This window comes from Arcobacter arenosus (assembly GCF_005771535.1).
Taxonomy (GTDB): domain Bacteria; phylum Campylobacterota; class Campylobacteria; order Campylobacterales; family Arcobacteraceae; genus Halarcobacter; species Halarcobacter arenosus.
In genome coordinates this window covers 149,182-165,534 of record NZ_VANU01000005.1, presented here as the reverse complement: position 1 = coordinate 165,534, position 16,353 = coordinate 149,182, and the positions used below count along the sequence as shown (strand labels likewise).

The window sequence follows — 16,353 nt, the reverse complement described above, 5'->3', positions numbered from 1 at the left end:
TTATACTCCTTTAAATACTAAAAATAGACCGAAGATATAAGCGGCTACCAAAAATATATTTCTTATTTGGTCTATATATGGATTAAGATATTTAATATCAAAAATAGTGTAAGTCTTACCAAATGCGTTAAAAGTTATAGGAGCAGGAGCAGAGCCATAACCACCAAAACCAAATACATTTGAATAAGTATCAAAAGTATTTGTTAATCTATTTTCAATATCTCCTTGAAAGTTTGATAATTCTCCATCTATACTTGGATTAATCTCAAAATCATCTGTTAATCCATCATAGTTACTATCATCATTTTCGCTATTGTCTATTTCATCTAATTTTGTGTTTAATGTTTGCAATGTTGTATTTAAATTTGACATTGTATTATTTAGATTAGTATTATTTGAATTTATGCTATTAAATTGAGTATTTAGATTATTATTTAAAGTGTCTAAAGAATCTTTTATATTTTGATTTTTTTCCTCTACTTCATCAAGATAAGGAATTAAATCACTTAATTCTGTTTCAGTACCATCACTTATATTATCATTTGTTGTATCAGTATTGTCTGTATTTGAGCTATTGTTATTATCCCCATTGTCAGTATTATTTTCTGTATCTGTAGAATCAGGAAGATTATAATAACAAAACCCTAAACACTCACCTGATAAGTCTGTATTAACAAACTGATAGCCGTTTCCATCGCCATTATCATTATACATAGACTGACATGAACTATTATCAGTTGCTTTCCCTTGATATTTTAAACCATTAAAAATATTGTTATCAGGTATGTCTTGACAAGATGTATCATTAGTTCTTATATCTTCATTTATTACATTATATTTATACCAAACAATAGCATGTAAACTAGTTGTATTACCTTTAAAATAAACCAAATCAGAATCATTAGTATTTTGATATTCAAAATTAGAAGTATTTTCAGAACAATAATAAGTTTCACCATTTTTTAAAACTTGATGCATATTATTAAACGATTTAGTCTCATAATAAGTAGAATTATTAGGTAAATATTCAGTAGTAGGATAAGCTTCCATAAAATAATCATTTGATGAATGAGTTGAAGAACCTCCACAATATTCATGGTCATAATCTAAAACTTTAAAACTTGGCGGTGTACCAGTTGGAATCCCTAAATCTTCATATAATATATCACTTTCAATTACATTATATTTATACCAAACTATTTGATTTCCATTTTCATTAAAATAAAGTAAATCAGAATTATCAGGTTCATCATATTCAAAAGAATACTTTTCAGGGGAACATTTAAATTCAATACCTTTCATATAAACTGTTTTTAAATTATTATATAATTTAGAACTATTTTCAGATGATGTATCTAAATAATCAGAATCAGGAATAGCTTCCATGAAATAATTATTTTCAGCTCTACTAATATCTGTACCATTACATAGAAAATGATAATAATCTAATACTTTAAAACTTGGTGGTGTATCAGCATATACATTTATAAAAAAAATTAAAATTAAATATATTTTTTTCATGCTAAATCCCTAACAACTAAAATAAAACCCCACACATAAGCAAAAGATAGAAAAGTAGTTCTAATTAATGATAAATGTTCACTATAGTTTGATACATCAAATGCTGAATAAGTTTTGCCAAACATTGAAAAAGTAATTGGAGTAGGAGCAGAGCCATAACCACCAAAACCAAAAACATTTGAGTAGTTATCAAATGAATTCTCTATTGATGATTTAATATTATCTGTAAAACTATCAAGTTCTGAATTAATATCAGGATTAACCTCTAAAGAATCAGCAACACCAGTATAATCTTCACTTTCTTGATTAGTAGTATTTAAATTTTGTAAAGTAATATTAATATCTTCTAATCTTTGATTTATAGAGCTTGTATTTAGTATATTAATAGTAGTTAGGCTTTTATTTAATGACTCATTTTGTAAATCTAATTTTAATTCCCATTCGTCAATATATTTTAGTAAATTTGGGCAGTATTCTCTTTGACTTCTTGCTTCGCTTTCTGTAAGTGCAATAGTATTTTCATCTTCAATATTTGTTAATAAAAAATTAGCTAAACCAATATCATTATTATCATAATCATAAAAACCAACAGTTACATTATTTACACCATATGGTAAACAAGGTAAACCATTTACAAGAATAACATTATTAGTATATGTACTCTCTTTTTGAATAATTGTACTTACACCACTTTCACCTAATCTTATACTCCAACAAGCATCTATATTGTGATTGCAATAAGCCTCTACTATTCTATTATAGTTTCCACTTCCACCACAAACAGCAGAACTATCATCATAATAAGCAATAGGAGAATTTGCAGGGTCAATATCACCAAAAACTAAATTACCATCTAATTCACCTTGATTAGTTAAAATACTATTTTGTAATTGAGATAATAAATAAATTGAACTTGCAGTATTTTTATTTTTACAAGTAATAACATTTGCAAGCAATATATTAGTAAATACAGTTAATATTAAAAGAAGTTTCATAGTATTACCTTAGAAGTCTTAAAACAGCAGTAAAACCAAATAGAATTAATCCAATATTTGTATTTAAAGAGAAGAAGTAATCAAAAGTTATATTTCCCGTAACTTCATAAATAGGCATTGAAAAAAGGGAAGTGGTAAACATAAGAAGAATAAATAAATATTTCATTATATCCACCTAAAAATACCAAATAAAAATAAAAAAGAAGTCATAAGACCAGATAAAGCAAGTAAAAAAGTTAGATCATAATTATCTAAACCGAGAGCTGATAAGTCTTTAATGTTTAGTTCTGATTTAGTTACGATATTATAATTAGAAGTGATACTATCAGAGAAAATACATTCATTATTTGAATTAATTACATAACCATTTTTAATACTGTATTCACTAATATTATTCATTGGAACAGAATGGTTTTCATCATTATAAGTTGTGAAATTTAAAGTATTGTCAGCTATTGAATAGTTTTTAATACAAAAATTATAGTTATCGTTATTGTAATAAAAATTTAGTAAATCAGCAGAAAAAGTAAAAGAATTAAATATAAAAAATAGAAAGAAAAAGATTTTCATAATTAAGCCTTTTATAGAGAGATACAAAGAGGGATAAACCCTCTAAGTATTAAAGTAAAGATTTTACTTTTTTGAATCCGAAGATTAAAACTGCTACACCAAGAACAGCACCAAAAACATTTGTAACAGAGCCAGTTGCATCTGTCATATCAGGAGCAGCTAAAGCTGCAGCATGAACAGGAACACCATTAGCAATTGCTAGACCAACAAGTGCTAAACCAAAAGCTTTTGCACTATTTGAAACCTTTTTTACAGCAGAAGTAACTACTGAGAATGCTTTTTTAATCATTCCAAACATTTTTTTTCCTTTGTGTTGGGATAACCTATCCCCTTAATTAAATTTGTAGAGGTCACGGGACTAGTATTAGTGCACTCTATCAATTCAATTAGTGGGGACTTACGAAGTGTACGGTAAGACTCCTGCCCCATTAATTACTTTATATTTAAAATATCTTTTTCATCTTGGATTACAAAAGTATCTCCATCTTTACCACCATAATTAATAAGTAAGTCTTTACCTACTAAATCATTATATTTAAGGGCTAAAGATGGAAGTTCTTCATCTCTACATTGAATTTTTATTATTTGAGAATTTGCTCTAACTGTTGGGATAGATACACCATTTAAATCTTTTGTAACTGTAGATTTCATGATAAACTTTAGTTTTACACTTGCAGAATAAGTTTGACCACTTTCTCTAATAACTCCACTTGGTACAAAATCCACACCATCTAAAGTTCCATAGATAAAGTTTCCATGTTCTTTTAAGTTAATTTCTTTTACTGACATAATTTTTCCTTTTTTTGTAATCGATTTATGCTCTTTTAAACTACGACTGTTAATCCCTTTTTACCAAATAGCTAAGATAGGGTATGTCTTAGTATTATTTGTATTCACTTTAAAGCTAATTTCTATTAACTTTAAAGAAAATAAGTTGTAAAAAGCCCTTGAAATAAGCAAAAATATTATTAATAATAACTTTACTGCTTTGTCAATTAGTAAAAATATGCTAATATTCTTTAAAAATACTAAAATATATTTAGACTATTTAAAAAAAATTAAAATACTATAGTTTATAATTTAAATATTTTAAATTTATTTAAATTATTTAAAAAATTATATGTTTTATTATATTAAAATTTACTTAAAATACTTAAAAAAATTTAAATATTTTAAAATTAGGGAAAATCATGAATACTGAACAAAAAAAAGAGTTAGCAAAAAGATTTAATATCTCATTACCTACTTATTATAGTTGGGAAAAAAACAAACCTGAGCTAATTAAAATTATAGAACTAGGACTAATGAAAGAAAAAGAATTAGAAGAAAATCTTGATGGTTTTGAAGACTTAGGAAATGTTGTTAAAAAAATGTATGATGAAATGCAAGATATGAAAAAGAAAATGGAAGAATTAGAAAGTAAGTAACTAGAGTTTATGATATATTCTGCATATTATTTCTTAATTATTAATTTTATTTCTTCAATAGAAAGTGTTTTATCTTTCTTTTTATGTATTACTGCATGACAATTAGGACATACTGGTACTAGATCCGTTTTTGGATTTATTAATACTTCATCCTCATCATCATTTTCAAAAAGTGGTTTTATGTGATGAATATGTATCAAGTCCTTTGCATACTCTCCATATTTTTTTTCAAAATCAAAACCACATACTATACATTTTTTTCCATGAAGCTCTATTGCAATTTTTCTTAACTTAGGTTTTCTTTCATAATAGGTTGTGTATCTACATTTTTTTTTGCCTTCTACGCCGGATTCTAGATCACCGTAGTTTTTTGTAGTCTTTTTTGTAATTTTTTTTGTAGTAATTTTTAATAATTTAAAAGAATTTTTATCTTTTTTTATAAAATAATCAATTTTTGATTTTTGTGATGATTTAGCACCATTTATACAATGCCTATCTATAGTTTTTCTTATTACAGGATCTATATCAGTTGTCCCAAAGATATATAAATTATGTTTTAAAATTAATTCTTTTATTTCCTTAACAGTAAGGTTTTTATTTGCTATATTTAATGCCTCAATAATTGCTAATACGACAGTATCTTTCATTTTAAAGTCCTCTACCCCTCTTAATTAAATGTATAAAATACAAAAAATAACGTAAAAATATTAATTTAAGACATAAATTATAACATTATTATTATTTTATAATAAAATTTTTATTAAAATAGGTTAAAAAAAGGTTATTCAATGGATATAGACAATAGGATCATATTTTTTTTAATTGTGCTTTTTGTATTGACCTTAGTTTTTAAATCATTTGAAAAACTAACAAAAGAAAAGATATCAGATATTGTACCTTTAATAGGTGTGATTTCAATGCTAAGTTTTATTTGGTTTTTAGTAATATTGAACTTATGGCTTAATGAAAATAAAGAATTAGACCTTAATAATTGGGGAGACTATTTAGCAGGTTTTTTTGCACCAATGCTTTTTCTTTGGGTTGTATCAGGGATATATCTACAAAAAAAAGAATTTACAAATGCTATTAACCAATATAAAAAAAGTGTAAATTTTTTAGAAAAGCAATCAATAAATTCTGATATTCAACATTTAAATACTTGGTTTAATAGAAATGCCGATATGTTGCAGAAATATATAGATAGCATTATTAATAAAAAAAGTAAACCTTTAGTTGAAATCAATAAAGATTTTATTAGTAATAATATTACGAACTATAGAAATATTGCCACAGAAATAGATAATATTGTAAATTTAGAAAAATACATTATAGAAACATTAAAAAAAGCAAAAAGAAAAATAAAAGAAAAACTTAATGATCAAGAAAAAGAAAATATTAAACTATTTAACACTTCAGTTGATAAATTTTTATTAGAATTTAAAATGCTATTTGGGAAAAATTGTTTTTTTTCAAAATCCATTGCATTAAAGATATATTTACAAATTTATATTACAATAAAAATTACAGAAGAAAAAGAAACAGATGATGATGTAAAAGATTTAATTAAAAACTATTATGAACTAAAATATTTAATGACAGAAGAAAAAAGTCAAATTATAAATGATTTACTCAATAAACACTCTATCAAAGAAGATTTAAGTTTTATGGATAATTTGTTTACAGCAATTGAAAAAGAAGAAACAGAAGAAGAACAAGAAAATATATACAATAGGATAATTTATGAAAACTGATTTATTTAGTGCAAATCTAGTAACTCTAAGAACTATGTTTACGAATGAATATGACCCAAAAGATAGAGCTAAAACTTTTTATATTCCATTATATCAACGTGATTATAATTGGCCAATCAAAAACATATTAAAACTATTTGATGATATATACACATTAATTGAAGATAATATTGGATATGAAGCATATTTTCTAGGAGGATTTGTACTTTCAAGAGAGTCAATGGAAGGAGAGAATAGAACATCAATGTCACTAGAAATAATTGATGGTCAACAAAGATTAATGACTTTATCTTTAATGATATCATGTATAGTTCAAAGTTTAAAATATGAAAAAAGAAAATATGATGGGAAACAAGATTATGTTGATAATCTTGTAAATGAATTAACAAATTATTTAATAACAAAAAGATTTGATGATAATTTTAAAGTATCAAAAGTACTTAAAATAGAAAGATCTGATAAACTTAAAAACATTTATGAAAATATTGTTATAAACTTAATAAATGAACGAATAATATATTCAAAATATAATGAAATAAAAAAAATGAATGATGAAAATAGAGTTTTTATAAATAATATTCAAAAGCTACATAGAATGTTTAAAAGTCTATCAAATGATGAGTTATTACATTTTACAATTCAGTTGTTAGACCATACCCAAGTTGTTATTACAAAAACTGATAGTTTTGAAACAGGTTATTTAGTATTTGAAAAACTTAATGATAGTGGAAAACTATTAAATGCAGATGATTTATTAAAAAACTTTTTATTTCAAGTTACGACACAAGATGAAAATGACCAATTAAAAGAAAAATGGAATTATTTTATAAAAACAATTGAAGAAGTAACTCCTAAAATCTCTCCTAAATTATTTCTAGAATATTATCTAATTAGTATTGGTTATGATTATTCAAGTACATCAACTGGGGATATATTTAAAGCATACAGAAAGTATTTTGAAGAAAATTCAAATATTGAACTTGAAACTCTTAATAAAATGATTGAATCAATAGAAATATTTAAACAGTTAAAAGAATCTGATTATTGTGAAAAAACCTTAAATCAGATAGACTTTAAATTAGGATATATTCCACTTTTATCATTTTATAATAAAAATAAAGAAATGTTTTTTGATAATTATAGAGAAATATTAAATTACATTTTTAGATTTGGGTATGTATTCTTATTAACAGAAAAAATTAAACCTATAAAGAAAATCGTAACTTCCATATGTAAGAAAATTCATAAAAAAGAGCATAACTTCGATTTAGTTTTTAACGAATTTAAAGAAGAAATAGATTCATTAATTCTTGCCGAAAAAGATATATTCAGTAATCAATTACTTAATAATGACAGATATAGAAAAGAGCATTTTTCAAAAATTCTTTTTCAAATGATTAATATACATTCTAATTATGAAATGTTTAATAATGACTATACTATTGAAAGAATTATGCCTATTGATTATGAAGAAATGAATTATAAATTTGAAGAAATCGATAATGATATCTTGCCAAAATATGCAAATTTAATTGGAAATCTTGCTATGTATGACTTTAACAAGTCTATTTCAACAAAAGATTTTGAAAAAAGACTATATGAAATTTCAATAATTGATAATGTCTTTATAAATAATCTTTTAAATAAAAACAATAAAGATATTGATCTTTCTAATAATTTATATCAAAAAGAATTAACCAACTATAATAATTCAACTTGGGGAAAAGAAGTTATAAATAAAAGAACAGAAGTTTTAACTAAAATTGCAACAGAACTTTTTATTAATAAAAAGATTAATATTGATAATTTATATCCCAAAGAAAATGAATCTATTCAGCAATAAGCATGAATAGATTTTTGAAATATTGATTTTTTGTCAGCTTTTTTTCTCTTTTCCATTCTTTTTTTATATGTATAATTTCTTTTTTTGATGGAAAGAATTTTCTTTTTACTTTTTCTTGATCTAACATATATTGGATTGAAAATCTTTTTAATGTATTTATATCAAAATGTTTTTTTATATCTTTTTTGTTTAGTTTTTCTTTATAAAATTCTTTTGCTAAATTAATTTTATTACGTAGATCTTTATTTAAAGAAAAAGCATTTAATATTATTTTATTTTTTGAAGCAATTTTAAATGCAGTAAGTTCTAAATCCCCTTCAAAAAGCCATCTTTTTTGTATCTCGATTATTTCTTCTTTTGTAATAATTTCTTCATTTAATTTAGTTTGAAGTACTAAAAGTCTTGAAAATGAAGCTTTTCTTAACTTTAAATTTAATCCTTTTGGCATTGTCATTCCATATTTAGGATTATCCTCACCACCTTTATTATAAAGCTCTTGTCCTTGGTGTCTATGACTATATGGATCTCTTGTTTTTTCCCATCCTTGCTGAGTAAGATTCCAAAACCAATCTCTATACTCTTTATATAGATCTATATTTTCATAACCACTTTGCATAAGACCATCTAAACTTTTGTCATTGTCTCTTACCATATAACATTGCCAACAGCCAAATCTAGAAACACCACATCCTATTTTACCTTCCTCTATATGTTTACCACCTGCACCTACAAAAGTACATTCTTTTGTATCTTTTCCACTAGCGTCACTATATATTTTCCAAAGAAAATCTACATTTAAAAGTTCGTTTGTTTGTTTAAATAGATATTCCCATACATCTTTAGTTGACCAATCCTCTATAGGCATTAAATTACTTGCATTTTTATATCTATCATTTAGTTTTAGATTCGTACCTTTTAGCGTCTTCCTTTCAATTCTTGCATCTCTTGAAAAACTTTCATCTCTTCTAGTACCAATTACAGAGATAAATTTGCCATCAGGAAAATTAGAGGTGATTTCTTTATCTATAGGAAATACTTTAAGCTTATCTGTACACCATCTTAATTGATTAGACGGTGGAGGCATACCTACTCCCAAAAGTTGTACATTTAAAGTATTTTTTAATTCAGGAGTTACCTCTTTTACCTTTATAGGTAGATCATATTGATCTGAATATTCTTGAATAGTTTTAAGAGACTCATTTAAGTGTTTTAAAACTGGAGGAAGTTCAGCAAGAGTGTTTGAATTTATAATCAAAACTTGCTTTTTTAGATCTATATTTTTAGTAATTAAATTTTGAAGCATTTTAATAGTTAGATACACTATAACACTACTATCTTTCCCACCACTATAAGCGACACAGAAGGGTCTAGGGTCATTTTGGTAGTAATAGCTTAACATTTCTAAAGCTTTTTCTTCTTTTTTATTTATTGAAATATTTAATGCCTCATTTTTCATGTTGTATTGTACTTAAAATACATTAATTTGAAAGTTAAAAAACACATTTAATCTAATAAGATCATAATGTTTTGACTAATGTATTTTAATTCTCCTTTTTTGAATCTTTTTTTAAATTATTTAGCCAATTAGCATACCATTGAATTAACTCTCTCATTCCTTCTTTATATGAAGCTCTATTATATGCATCTTTGATTTTATTTTTTTCTTTGTGTGCGAGTAGGGCTTCTATAACTTCACTTGTAAATTTATGTCCGGCTTCATGGTTTGCATTTTCATAAGCAATTGTTGAGAACATACTTCTAAAACTATGAGGTACAAATTCGTCTTTTGTATAGCCCATTCTTCTAAGAGCTGATACTAAAGTATTATCGCTCATAGGTCTATCATTGTGTCTAAAACTAGGAAATACATATTGCTCATCACCTGAAAACTGTTTAATTTCTTCTAGTAATGTAATAACTTGATTTGGTAAAGGTAGTATAAATTCAGTTTTTGTTTTCATTTTATTAGCTGGAATAGTCCATTCTTTTTTATTAAAATCTATTTCTATCCATTCCATGTGTCTTATATTATAACTTCTAACAAATATATAAGGAAGAATTTTTAAAGCCATTTTAGTAGTATAGTCTCCTGAATAATCATCAATAGCAAGAAGTAAACCTTTAATATCTTTTTCTTTTATAAAAGTAGGGTAGTGCTTTTTCTCAACTCTCCCAATAATTGTGTTTTGGTCTATGTCAGCTATTATATTATGTGGAGCATATTCCATTGTAACTGCATACATAAATATTTTATTTAGTAACATATATACTCTTTTTGCAGTTTCAAGAAGTTCTCTATTTTTTAAATCTTTTAATATATCAATAATTTCTAATCTTTTAATTTGTTCTATAGGTCTATCTTTTATAAATGAATAAACATATAATTCAAGTGACCTTTCTAATTTATTTAGATATCTTTCTGTTACTTCATATTTATAACTTTCTAACCATTCTTGGCTGATTTTATAAAATGTATTTAATTTTTGAATTTCTTGTATTTTATTTTCTTCTTTAGATTGTTTTCTTTTTTCAGATGGATCAATGTTATTTGCAATCATATTTTTATATTCATCTTTTTTAGTTCTTGCTTCTTTTAATGAAATAGTGGGATAAGTACCTAAGGCAATAACTTTTTCTTTGTTATTAAATCTATATTTTAGTCTCCATCTTTTGCCACCAGTTTTTGCAATAAGTAAAAAAAGTCCTTCTCCATCAAAAAGTTTATAGTCTTTTTCTTTTGCTTTAGCTGCTTTAATTTCAGTATTTGTCAAAGGTATTGTTTTTCTTGCCATAACTTATCCTTTTTAGGGGTATAAAATTAAATAATCTTTTAAATTATAGCATAATACCCCTAAATAAACCCCTAAAAGTTTTATATTTAATAAATTTTGATTAGATTGAGTTAGACAAAGATACTTAGATTAAGTTCTATTTTATGGTGCCTTGTTAGAGTTTTTTAGTTTTGATTGTATTGTGTGATGGTGGAGGTGTCCGGGATTGAACCGGAGTCTTAAAACAGCTACTATCAGCGTCTACATGCTTAGAAGAGTTGTAAAGCTTCACTTCTCACCAGCACAACTCGCAAAGCAAGCAAAAAGCTAAGATCTAGAATGTCCCAAAAAGATTCGATCAATCTCTTTAAGGTAATCTATCTGGGTGAATCCACTATAATCAGTATAGATAGAATCTACTGAGTGAACCTCCGAGGTCTCAACCCGATAAGGGGGAGTCCTATAAGTTGTTAAACTTACGCAGCTTTTGCGTAAGCTGGAGCGTAATCTGTATTGTTTGCGTCTAAAAAAAATGAGCCGCTTAACGGCATGCTCAGGCCGACATGCAACTAATCCTCACTGCTCTAATCGATACCATGTCACCCCCACAAAAAAGTGAGAAGCGAATTATATCAGAAGAATCAATGATTTTCAATTAAATTATTTAAATTCTTTTTTGATTGTAATTTAGATGAATACATTAACAGCTTTTTACGAAATTAATTATATAATATCAGATATTTTAAACGGAGTTTTTTATGGAAAAAAAAGGAATTTTAATAATAGGTGCTGGTGGGGTTAGTAGAGTTGCTACAACTAAATGTGCAATGAATATAGATACATTTGAAAAAATCACATTAGCTTCAAGAACGATTAAAAGATGTGACTCAATTGCTATGGATATAAAATCAAGACTAGGTGTTGAGATTCAAACTGCACAAGTTGATGCAGACAATGTAGAGCAATTAGTAGAATTAATAAAAGAGTTAAATCCAAAAGTTGTTTTAAATGTTGCTTTACCTTATCAAGATTTAACTATCATGGATGCGTGTACAAAATGTAAGGTTGATTATGTTGATACTGCAAATTATGAGCATCCAGATGAAGCAAAATTTGAATACAAAGAACAATGGGCAAGAGATGAGCAGTTTAAAGAAGCTGGAATCAAAGCATTATTAGGTTCAGGTTTTGACCCAGGTGTAACTGGAGTTTTCTGTGCATACGCTCAACAAAACTTATTTGATGAGATTAACTATATTGATATTATGGATTGTAATGCAGGTGATCATGGTTATCCATTTGCTACAAATTTTAATCCTGAAATTAACTTAAGAGAAGTATCTGCAAATGGTAGATATTGGGAAGATGGTAAGTGGATTGAAACTAAACCTTTAGAGATTAGAGTTGACCATGATTATCCAGAAGTTGGTGTTAAACCATCATATTTACTTTACCATGAAGAGTTAGAGTCATTATCTAAAAATATAAAAGGTTTAAAAAGAATTAGATTTTTTATGACTTTTGGTGATTCTTATATTCAACACATGAATTGCTTACAAAATGTAGGTATGTTAGGGATTGAGCCAGTGATGCACAAAGGAGTTGAAATCATTCCTATTGAATTTTTAACTACATTATTACCAGATCCTGCAAGTTTAGGACCTAGAACAGTAGGTAAAACAAATATTGGTTGTATCATCGAAGGGTTAAAAGATGGTAAAAAGAAAAAAGTTTATATTTACAATGTTTGTGACCACCAAGAGTGTTATAAAGAAACAGGAGCGCAAGCAGTTTCATACACTACAGGAGTTCCTGCAATGATTGGTACAAAAATGCTTTATAAAGGTATTTGGGATGGGAAAGGTGTATTCAACATAGAAGAGTTTGATGCAAAACCTTTTATGGATGAGCTTATGACTCAAGGATTACCTTGGAAAATCTTAGAACTAGAATAAAAATCTTGTTGAGTTTCTTCGTTTACAAAAAGATAAAAAACTAGTCACTTACTATTAGTAAGCTCCTAGTTTTTTACTTTTCAAGCCTAGAATCTCATAAAGCTTTTTATTCTATTAATAAATACAAAATTATAAAAAAAAGGATAATCTATGAAATACATTTGTACAGTTTGTGATTATATTTATGACCCTGAGATTGGTGATGAAGAGAGTGGTATTGCACCAGGAACTGCATTTGAAGATATTCCAGATGATTGGGAGTGCCCAGATTGTGGAGTAGGTAAAGAGGATTTTGAACCTTATAATGAAGATGAATAATATAGTAAATAGTATAGAAGAACTACCAAGTCCAGCGTTTGTTTGTGAAGAAAAATTACTTAAAAAGAATCTTGAGCTTTTAAAAAAAGTTCAAGATGAAACAGGGGTAAAGATTCTTTTAGCTTTAAAAGGTTTTGCTCTTTGGTCAACTTTTGATTTATGTAAAGAGTTTTTGCAGGGGTGTTGTGCCTCAGGACTGCATGAAGCTATTTTGGCTAAAGAAGAGTTTAATAAAGAGGTGCACACCTATTCTCCAGCTTTTAAAGATGAAGAGATTGATGAAATCATTCAAATCTCAAATCATCTTGTTTTTAATTCATTCAATCAATTAAATAGATATAAAGATAAAGCAAGGGGTAAAACCTCTATGGGATTAAGGGTAAATCCAGAGTATTCTTCTGTTGAGGTTGATTTATATAATCCTTGTGGTTTAAATTCAAGACTTGGTATTACAAGAGTAAATTTCCAAGAGGATAATTTAGAAGATATTGATGGTTTACATTTTCATGCTTTATGTGAACAAAATGTTGATGCCTTACAAGGGGCTTTAAAAAACTTCGAAGAAAAGTTTGGTGAGTTTTTACCTCAAATGAAATGGGTAAATTTTGGTGGAGGACACCATATTACAAGAGCCGACTATGATGTTGAGGGTTTAATTAGTTTATTAAAAGATTTCAAAAGTAGATATCCTCACCTTGAAGTATATATGGAACCAGGTGAAGCAGTTGGTTGGCAAACTGGATACTTAATGGCTACTGTTTTAGATATTATCAATAATGGAATGGATATAGCTATTTTGGATACCTCTGCAGAAGCACATATGCCTGATACATTAGCTATGCCTTATAGAGCTGATATTAGAAATAGTGCTCTTCCAAATGAAAAAAAATACACATATCGACTTGGTGGAAATACTTGCTTAGCAGGGGATATTATTGGGGATTATTCCTTTGATGAACCCTTAAAAGTAGGGGATAAAATAATTTTAGAAGATATGATTCACTATACTATGGTTAAGACTACTACATTCAATGGGATTAAGTTACCATCAATAGTGATAAAAAATATTAAAGGAAGTTATCAAATTGTAAATAATTTTGGATATAATGAGTACAAATGTAGACTTTCATAAAGGGAGATGGTATGACTATGGGACAGGAAAGACAGATTATAAATGAAGAATTTAAAGACGAAGACGAGATAGATACCCATAAAAATATCAAACACAACAAAGATAGTAAGCGGGAAAGAGAACAGTTTAACGAAAAGGGAAATAAAGTTCAAATTTGGGTAAAAAAAGAAACTCTTGAATATGAAAAAGAGTTAACTTCACTTCAAATTGAACTTTTAAAATTTCAAAACTATGTAAAAGAAAAAGGTCTTAAGGTTCTTATGCTTTTTGAGGGAAGGGATGCTGCAGGTAAAGGTGGAACTATAAAAAGAATCACTGAGCATTTAAATCCTAGGGGTGCAAGAGTTGTTGCTTTAGAAAAACCAAGTGATATTGAAAAAACACAATGGTATTTTCAACGATATACAAAACATTTGCCAAGTGCAGGTGAGATAGTTTTATTTGACAGGTCTTGGTACAACAGAGCTGGGGTTGAACCAGTTATGGGATTTTGTACATCAGAAGAGCACCATGAGTTTCTAAGGGAAGTTCCAGAGTTTGAAAAAATGCTTGTTAAATCTGGAATTATTTTATTGAAATTTTATATATCAGTATCAAAAGAGGAACAAGCAAGAAGATTTGCAAAAAGAGAAACTGATCCCTTAAAGCAATACAAACTAAGCCCCGTTGATAAAGAATCTCAAAAACTTTGGGATAAATACACTATTGCAAAATTTTCTATGTTGATGGCATCAAATACAGACCATGCTCCATGGGTAGTAGTAAAAAGCGACAATAAAAAGAAAGCAAGAATAAATTGTATTAAACATATTTTATCTAGTGTAGATTATCCAAGTAAAGTTAATAGTAAGCATTTGAAAGTTGACAAGAAAATAGTAATTTCAGGTTCAGAAGAATTAGAAATTATGGAAGATGAAAATAAATTTGCAAAGGCCTAAGAGAAAATGAATTTAAGTGATTTTGAAAAAACAAATTATAGTGGACTGTACATCTCAAAAGCTACACATCCAGCTTTTGGAAAAAAATATATTGCAAGATTTCAATATGATAAAAAAAGATACGTAAAAGTATTAGGTTATACAAAAAAAGATAATCTTACAAAAAAATCTGCATTAAATTTAATGCAAAAATTTAAAGACTCAGTTATAAACGAAAATACAATAAAAGAGACTAAAGAGATTGTAAAACCAACAAAAAACGTTTCAGATACTAAAGTTGAAGAGTTAATTGAAGAAAATAAGAGATTAAAAGGGATTTTAGGAAATTTCCAAGATGTTGATCCTCAAGTTTTACATGATGGTATTCAAAAAATTTATGATTTAGAAGAGTTAAAAGCATACCAAATTGAGCTAATTAAATTACAAAACTTTTTAGAATCTCAAAACAAAAGAATGATTATTCTTTTTGAAGGTAGAGATGCATCAGGAAAAGGTGGTGCAATTAGACGAATTACAAGATATATGAATAACAAACACTATAGAGTTGTTGCCTTAGGTAAACCAACTGATACTCAAAAAAACCAATGGTTTTTCCAAAGATATATTGAACATTTCCCAACAGGTGGAGAGATGGTTCTATTTGATAGATCTTGGTACAACAGAGCTATGGTTGAACCAATTTTTGGATTTTGTACAAAAGAAGAACATGAAATCTTTATGGAAGATGTTGTAAATTTTGAGCAAGATTTAGTTAGACAAGGTATGATTTTAATTAAACTTTATTTCTCTGTTTCAAAAGAGGAACAAAAAAGAAGATTTGATAGAAGAATAAATGACCCCTTAAGACAATGGAAATTTTCAGAAGTTGATATGCAAGCTCAAGATTTATGGCATGAGTTTTCTGAAAAGAAATATGAGATGTTAAGACGTACTTCTTCAAGATCAGCACCTTGGTATGTTGTAAGAAGTGATGACAAACATAAAGCAAGATTAGAAGCAATGAAAATTATTCTTAATTCTGTTGATTATGATGGAAGAAACTATAAATTAGATTTTGAACCAAATGAAAATATTAATATTTCTGTTCAAAAAGAATTAATGCAAATGAGAAAATCACAAAACTATTAATATA

The 16,353-nt window shown here is 26.9% G+C and carries 17 protein-coding genes and 1 other RNA gene; 8 read left to right on the top strand and 10 right to left on the bottom strand.

The features are described from left to right. The 6 genes from FDK22_RS11930 to FDK22_RS11910 form a co-directional block, all read right to left on the bottom strand. Positions 1–1,521 (bottom strand): hypothetical protein, encoded by a 1,521-nt coding sequence (locus tag FDK22_RS11930; RefSeq protein ID WP_138153200.1) that lies wholly within the window; start codon positions 1,519–1,521, stop codon positions 1–3. Continuing rightward, positions 1,518–2,516, bottom strand: coding sequence for a hypothetical protein (locus tag FDK22_RS11925; RefSeq protein WP_138153199.1), 999 nt, complete (start codon positions 2,514–2,516; stop codon positions 1,518–1,520). Before FDK22_RS11925 ends, FDK22_RS11930 begins: the two co-directional genes overlap by 4 nt. A 4-nt stretch (positions 2,517–2,520) precedes the next feature. Further along, on the bottom strand, positions 2,521–2,682 hold the full coding sequence (locus tag FDK22_RS15755; protein ID WP_171012984.1) for a hypothetical protein: 162 nt from the start codon (positions 2,680–2,682) through the stop codon (positions 2,521–2,523). Then, positions 2,682–3,086, bottom strand: a complete 405-nt coding sequence (locus FDK22_RS11920) for a hypothetical protein (protein ID WP_138153198.1) — start codon at positions 3,084–3,086, stop codon at positions 2,682–2,684. The genes FDK22_RS15755 and FDK22_RS11920 overlap by 1 nt, the downstream gene beginning before the upstream one ends. A 49-nt stretch (positions 3,087–3,135) precedes the next feature. Next, entirely contained in the window at positions 3,136–3,384 is a 249-nt protein-coding gene (locus FDK22_RS11915; protein WP_138153197.1) for a hypothetical protein, read from the bottom strand. Between the two features lie 134 nt (positions 3,385–3,518). Beyond that, positions 3,519–3,875, bottom strand: a complete 357-nt coding sequence (locus FDK22_RS11910) for a hypothetical protein (RefSeq protein WP_138153196.1) — start codon at positions 3,873–3,875, stop codon at positions 3,519–3,521. Positions 3,876–4,276: 401 nt separating this feature from the next. On the opposite strand from FDK22_RS11910, the gene FDK22_RS11905 reads away from it, so the two are divergent. Further along, on the top strand, positions 4,277–4,513 hold the full coding sequence (locus FDK22_RS11905; protein WP_138153195.1) for a TetR/AcrR family transcriptional regulator: 237 nt from the start codon (positions 4,277–4,279) through the stop codon (positions 4,511–4,513). Positions 4,514–4,539: 26 nt separating this feature from the next. Here FDK22_RS11905 and FDK22_RS11900 read toward each other — a convergent pair whose 3' ends face one another. Then, positions 4,540–5,160: an HNH endonuclease gene (locus FDK22_RS11900; RefSeq protein ID WP_138153194.1), complete on the bottom strand. Its 621-nt coding sequence runs from the start codon at positions 5,158–5,160 to the stop codon at positions 4,540–4,542. Positions 5,161–5,301: 141 nt separating this feature from the next. Between FDK22_RS11900 and FDK22_RS11895 the strand changes: the two genes are divergently transcribed. Together FDK22_RS11895 and FDK22_RS11890 are read left to right on the top strand one after the other, a co-directional pair. Continuing rightward, complete coding sequence (locus FDK22_RS11895; RefSeq protein ID WP_138153193.1) at positions 5,302–6,264, top strand: hypothetical protein; 963 nt, start codon at positions 5,302–5,304, stop codon at positions 6,262–6,264. Further along, complete coding sequence (locus FDK22_RS11890) at positions 6,254–8,107, top strand: DUF262 domain-containing protein (protein WP_138153192.1); 1,854 nt, start codon at positions 6,254–6,256, stop codon at positions 8,105–8,107. Before FDK22_RS11895 ends, FDK22_RS11890 begins: the two co-directional genes overlap by 11 nt. Here FDK22_RS11890 and FDK22_RS11885 read toward each other — a convergent pair. From FDK22_RS11885 to ssrA, 3 genes are all read right to left on the bottom strand, one after another. Further along, the gene (locus FDK22_RS11885) at positions 8,094–9,563 is read right to left on the bottom strand and encodes a phosphoadenosine phosphosulfate reductase domain-containing protein (RefSeq protein ID WP_138153191.1); all 1,470 of its coding nucleotides are present in this window, start codon (positions 9,561–9,563) and stop codon (positions 8,094–8,096) included. The genes FDK22_RS11890 and FDK22_RS11885 overlap by 14 nt on opposite strands. A gap of 85 nt (positions 9,564–9,648) precedes the next feature. Further along, complete coding sequence (locus FDK22_RS11880; protein WP_138153190.1) at positions 9,649–10,899, bottom strand: tyrosine-type recombinase/integrase; 1,251 nt, start codon at positions 10,897–10,899, stop codon at positions 9,649–9,651. A 187-nt stretch (positions 10,900–11,086) separates the two neighbouring features. After that, positions 11,087–11,485, bottom strand: a transfer-messenger RNA (tmRNA) gene (ssrA, locus tag FDK22_RS11875). Positions 11,486–11,636: 151 nt separating this feature from the next. Between ssrA and FDK22_RS11870 the strand changes: the two genes are divergently transcribed. The 5 genes from FDK22_RS11870 to ppk2 (FDK22_RS11850) all read left to right on the top strand — a co-directional run bounded on the left by FDK22_RS11870 (position 11,637) and on the right by ppk2 (FDK22_RS11850) (position 16,349). Further along, entirely contained in the window at positions 11,637–12,833 is a 1,197-nt protein-coding gene (locus tag FDK22_RS11870; RefSeq protein ID WP_138153189.1) for a saccharopine dehydrogenase family protein, read from the top strand. A gap of 150 nt (positions 12,834–12,983) precedes the next feature. Beyond that, entirely contained in the window at positions 12,984–13,151 is a 168-nt protein-coding gene (gene rd / locus FDK22_RS11865; protein ID WP_138153188.1) for a rubredoxin, read from the top strand. Next, complete coding sequence (gene nspC, locus FDK22_RS11860) at positions 13,144–14,283, top strand: carboxynorspermidine decarboxylase (RefSeq protein WP_138153378.1); 1,140 nt, start codon at positions 13,144–13,146, stop codon at positions 14,281–14,283. Before rd ends, nspC begins: the two co-directional genes overlap by 8 nt. A gap of 17 nt (positions 14,284–14,300) precedes the next feature. Beyond that, positions 14,301–15,221, top strand: a complete 921-nt coding sequence (ppk2, locus tag FDK22_RS11855) for a polyphosphate kinase 2 (protein ID WP_138153377.1) — start codon at positions 14,301–14,303, stop codon at positions 15,219–15,221. A 6-nt stretch (positions 15,222–15,227) separates the two neighbouring features. Further along, a complete protein-coding gene (ppk2, locus tag FDK22_RS11850) occupies positions 15,228–16,349 on the top strand; it encodes a polyphosphate kinase 2 (RefSeq protein ID WP_138153187.1) in 1,122 nt (373 codons plus the stop codon). Positions 16,350–16,353 lie beyond the last annotated feature (4 nt).

Coding starts and splice junctions, on each gene's coding strand:
- FDK22_RS11930 (WP_138153200.1), bottom strand. CDS start 1,521: ATGAAAAAAATATATTTAATTTTAATTTTTTTTATAAATGTATATGCT.
- FDK22_RS11925 (WP_138153199.1), bottom strand. CDS start 2,516: ATGAAACTTCTTTTAATATTAACTGTATTTACTAATATATTGCTTGCA.
- FDK22_RS15755 (WP_171012984.1), bottom strand. CDS start 2,682: ATGAAATATTTATTTATTCTTCTTATGTTTACCACTTCCCTTTTTTCA.
- FDK22_RS11920 (WP_138153198.1), bottom strand. CDS start 3,086: ATGAAAATCTTTTTCTTTCTATTTTTTATATTTAATTCTTTTACTTTT.
- FDK22_RS11915 (WP_138153197.1), bottom strand. CDS start 3,384: ATGTTTGGAATGATTAAAAAAGCATTCTCAGTAGTTACTTCTGCTGTA.
- FDK22_RS11910 (WP_138153196.1), bottom strand. CDS start 3,875: ATGTCAGTAAAAGAAATTAACTTAAAAGAACATGGAAACTTTATCTAT.
- FDK22_RS11905 (WP_138153195.1), top strand. CDS start 4,277: ATGAATACTGAACAAAAAAAAGAGTTAGCAAAAAGATTTAATATCTCA.
- FDK22_RS11900 (WP_138153194.1), bottom strand. CDS start 5,160: ATGAAAGATACTGTCGTATTAGCAATTATTGAGGCATTAAATATAGCA.
- FDK22_RS11895 (WP_138153193.1), top strand. CDS start 5,302: ATGGATATAGACAATAGGATCATATTTTTTTTAATTGTGCTTTTTGTA.
- FDK22_RS11890 (WP_138153192.1), top strand. CDS start 6,254: ATGAAAACTGATTTATTTAGTGCAAATCTAGTAACTCTAAGAACTATG.
- FDK22_RS11885 (WP_138153191.1), bottom strand. CDS start 9,563: ATGAAAAATGAGGCATTAAATATTTCAATAAATAAAAAAGAAGAAAAA.
- FDK22_RS11880 (WP_138153190.1), bottom strand. CDS start 10,899: ATGGCAAGAAAAACAATACCTTTGACAAATACTGAAATTAAAGCAGCT.
- FDK22_RS11870 (WP_138153189.1), top strand. CDS start 11,637: ATGGAAAAAAAAGGAATTTTAATAATAGGTGCTGGTGGGGTTAGTAGA.
- rd (WP_138153188.1), top strand. CDS start 12,984: ATGAAATACATTTGTACAGTTTGTGATTATATTTATGACCCTGAGATT.
- nspC (WP_138153378.1), top strand. CDS start 13,144: ATGAATAATATAGTAAATAGTATAGAAGAACTACCAAGTCCAGCGTTT.
- ppk2 (WP_138153377.1), top strand. CDS start 14,301: ATGGGACAGGAAAGACAGATTATAAATGAAGAATTTAAAGACGAAGAC.
- ppk2 (WP_138153187.1), top strand. CDS start 15,228: ATGAATTTAAGTGATTTTGAAAAAACAAATTATAGTGGACTGTACATC.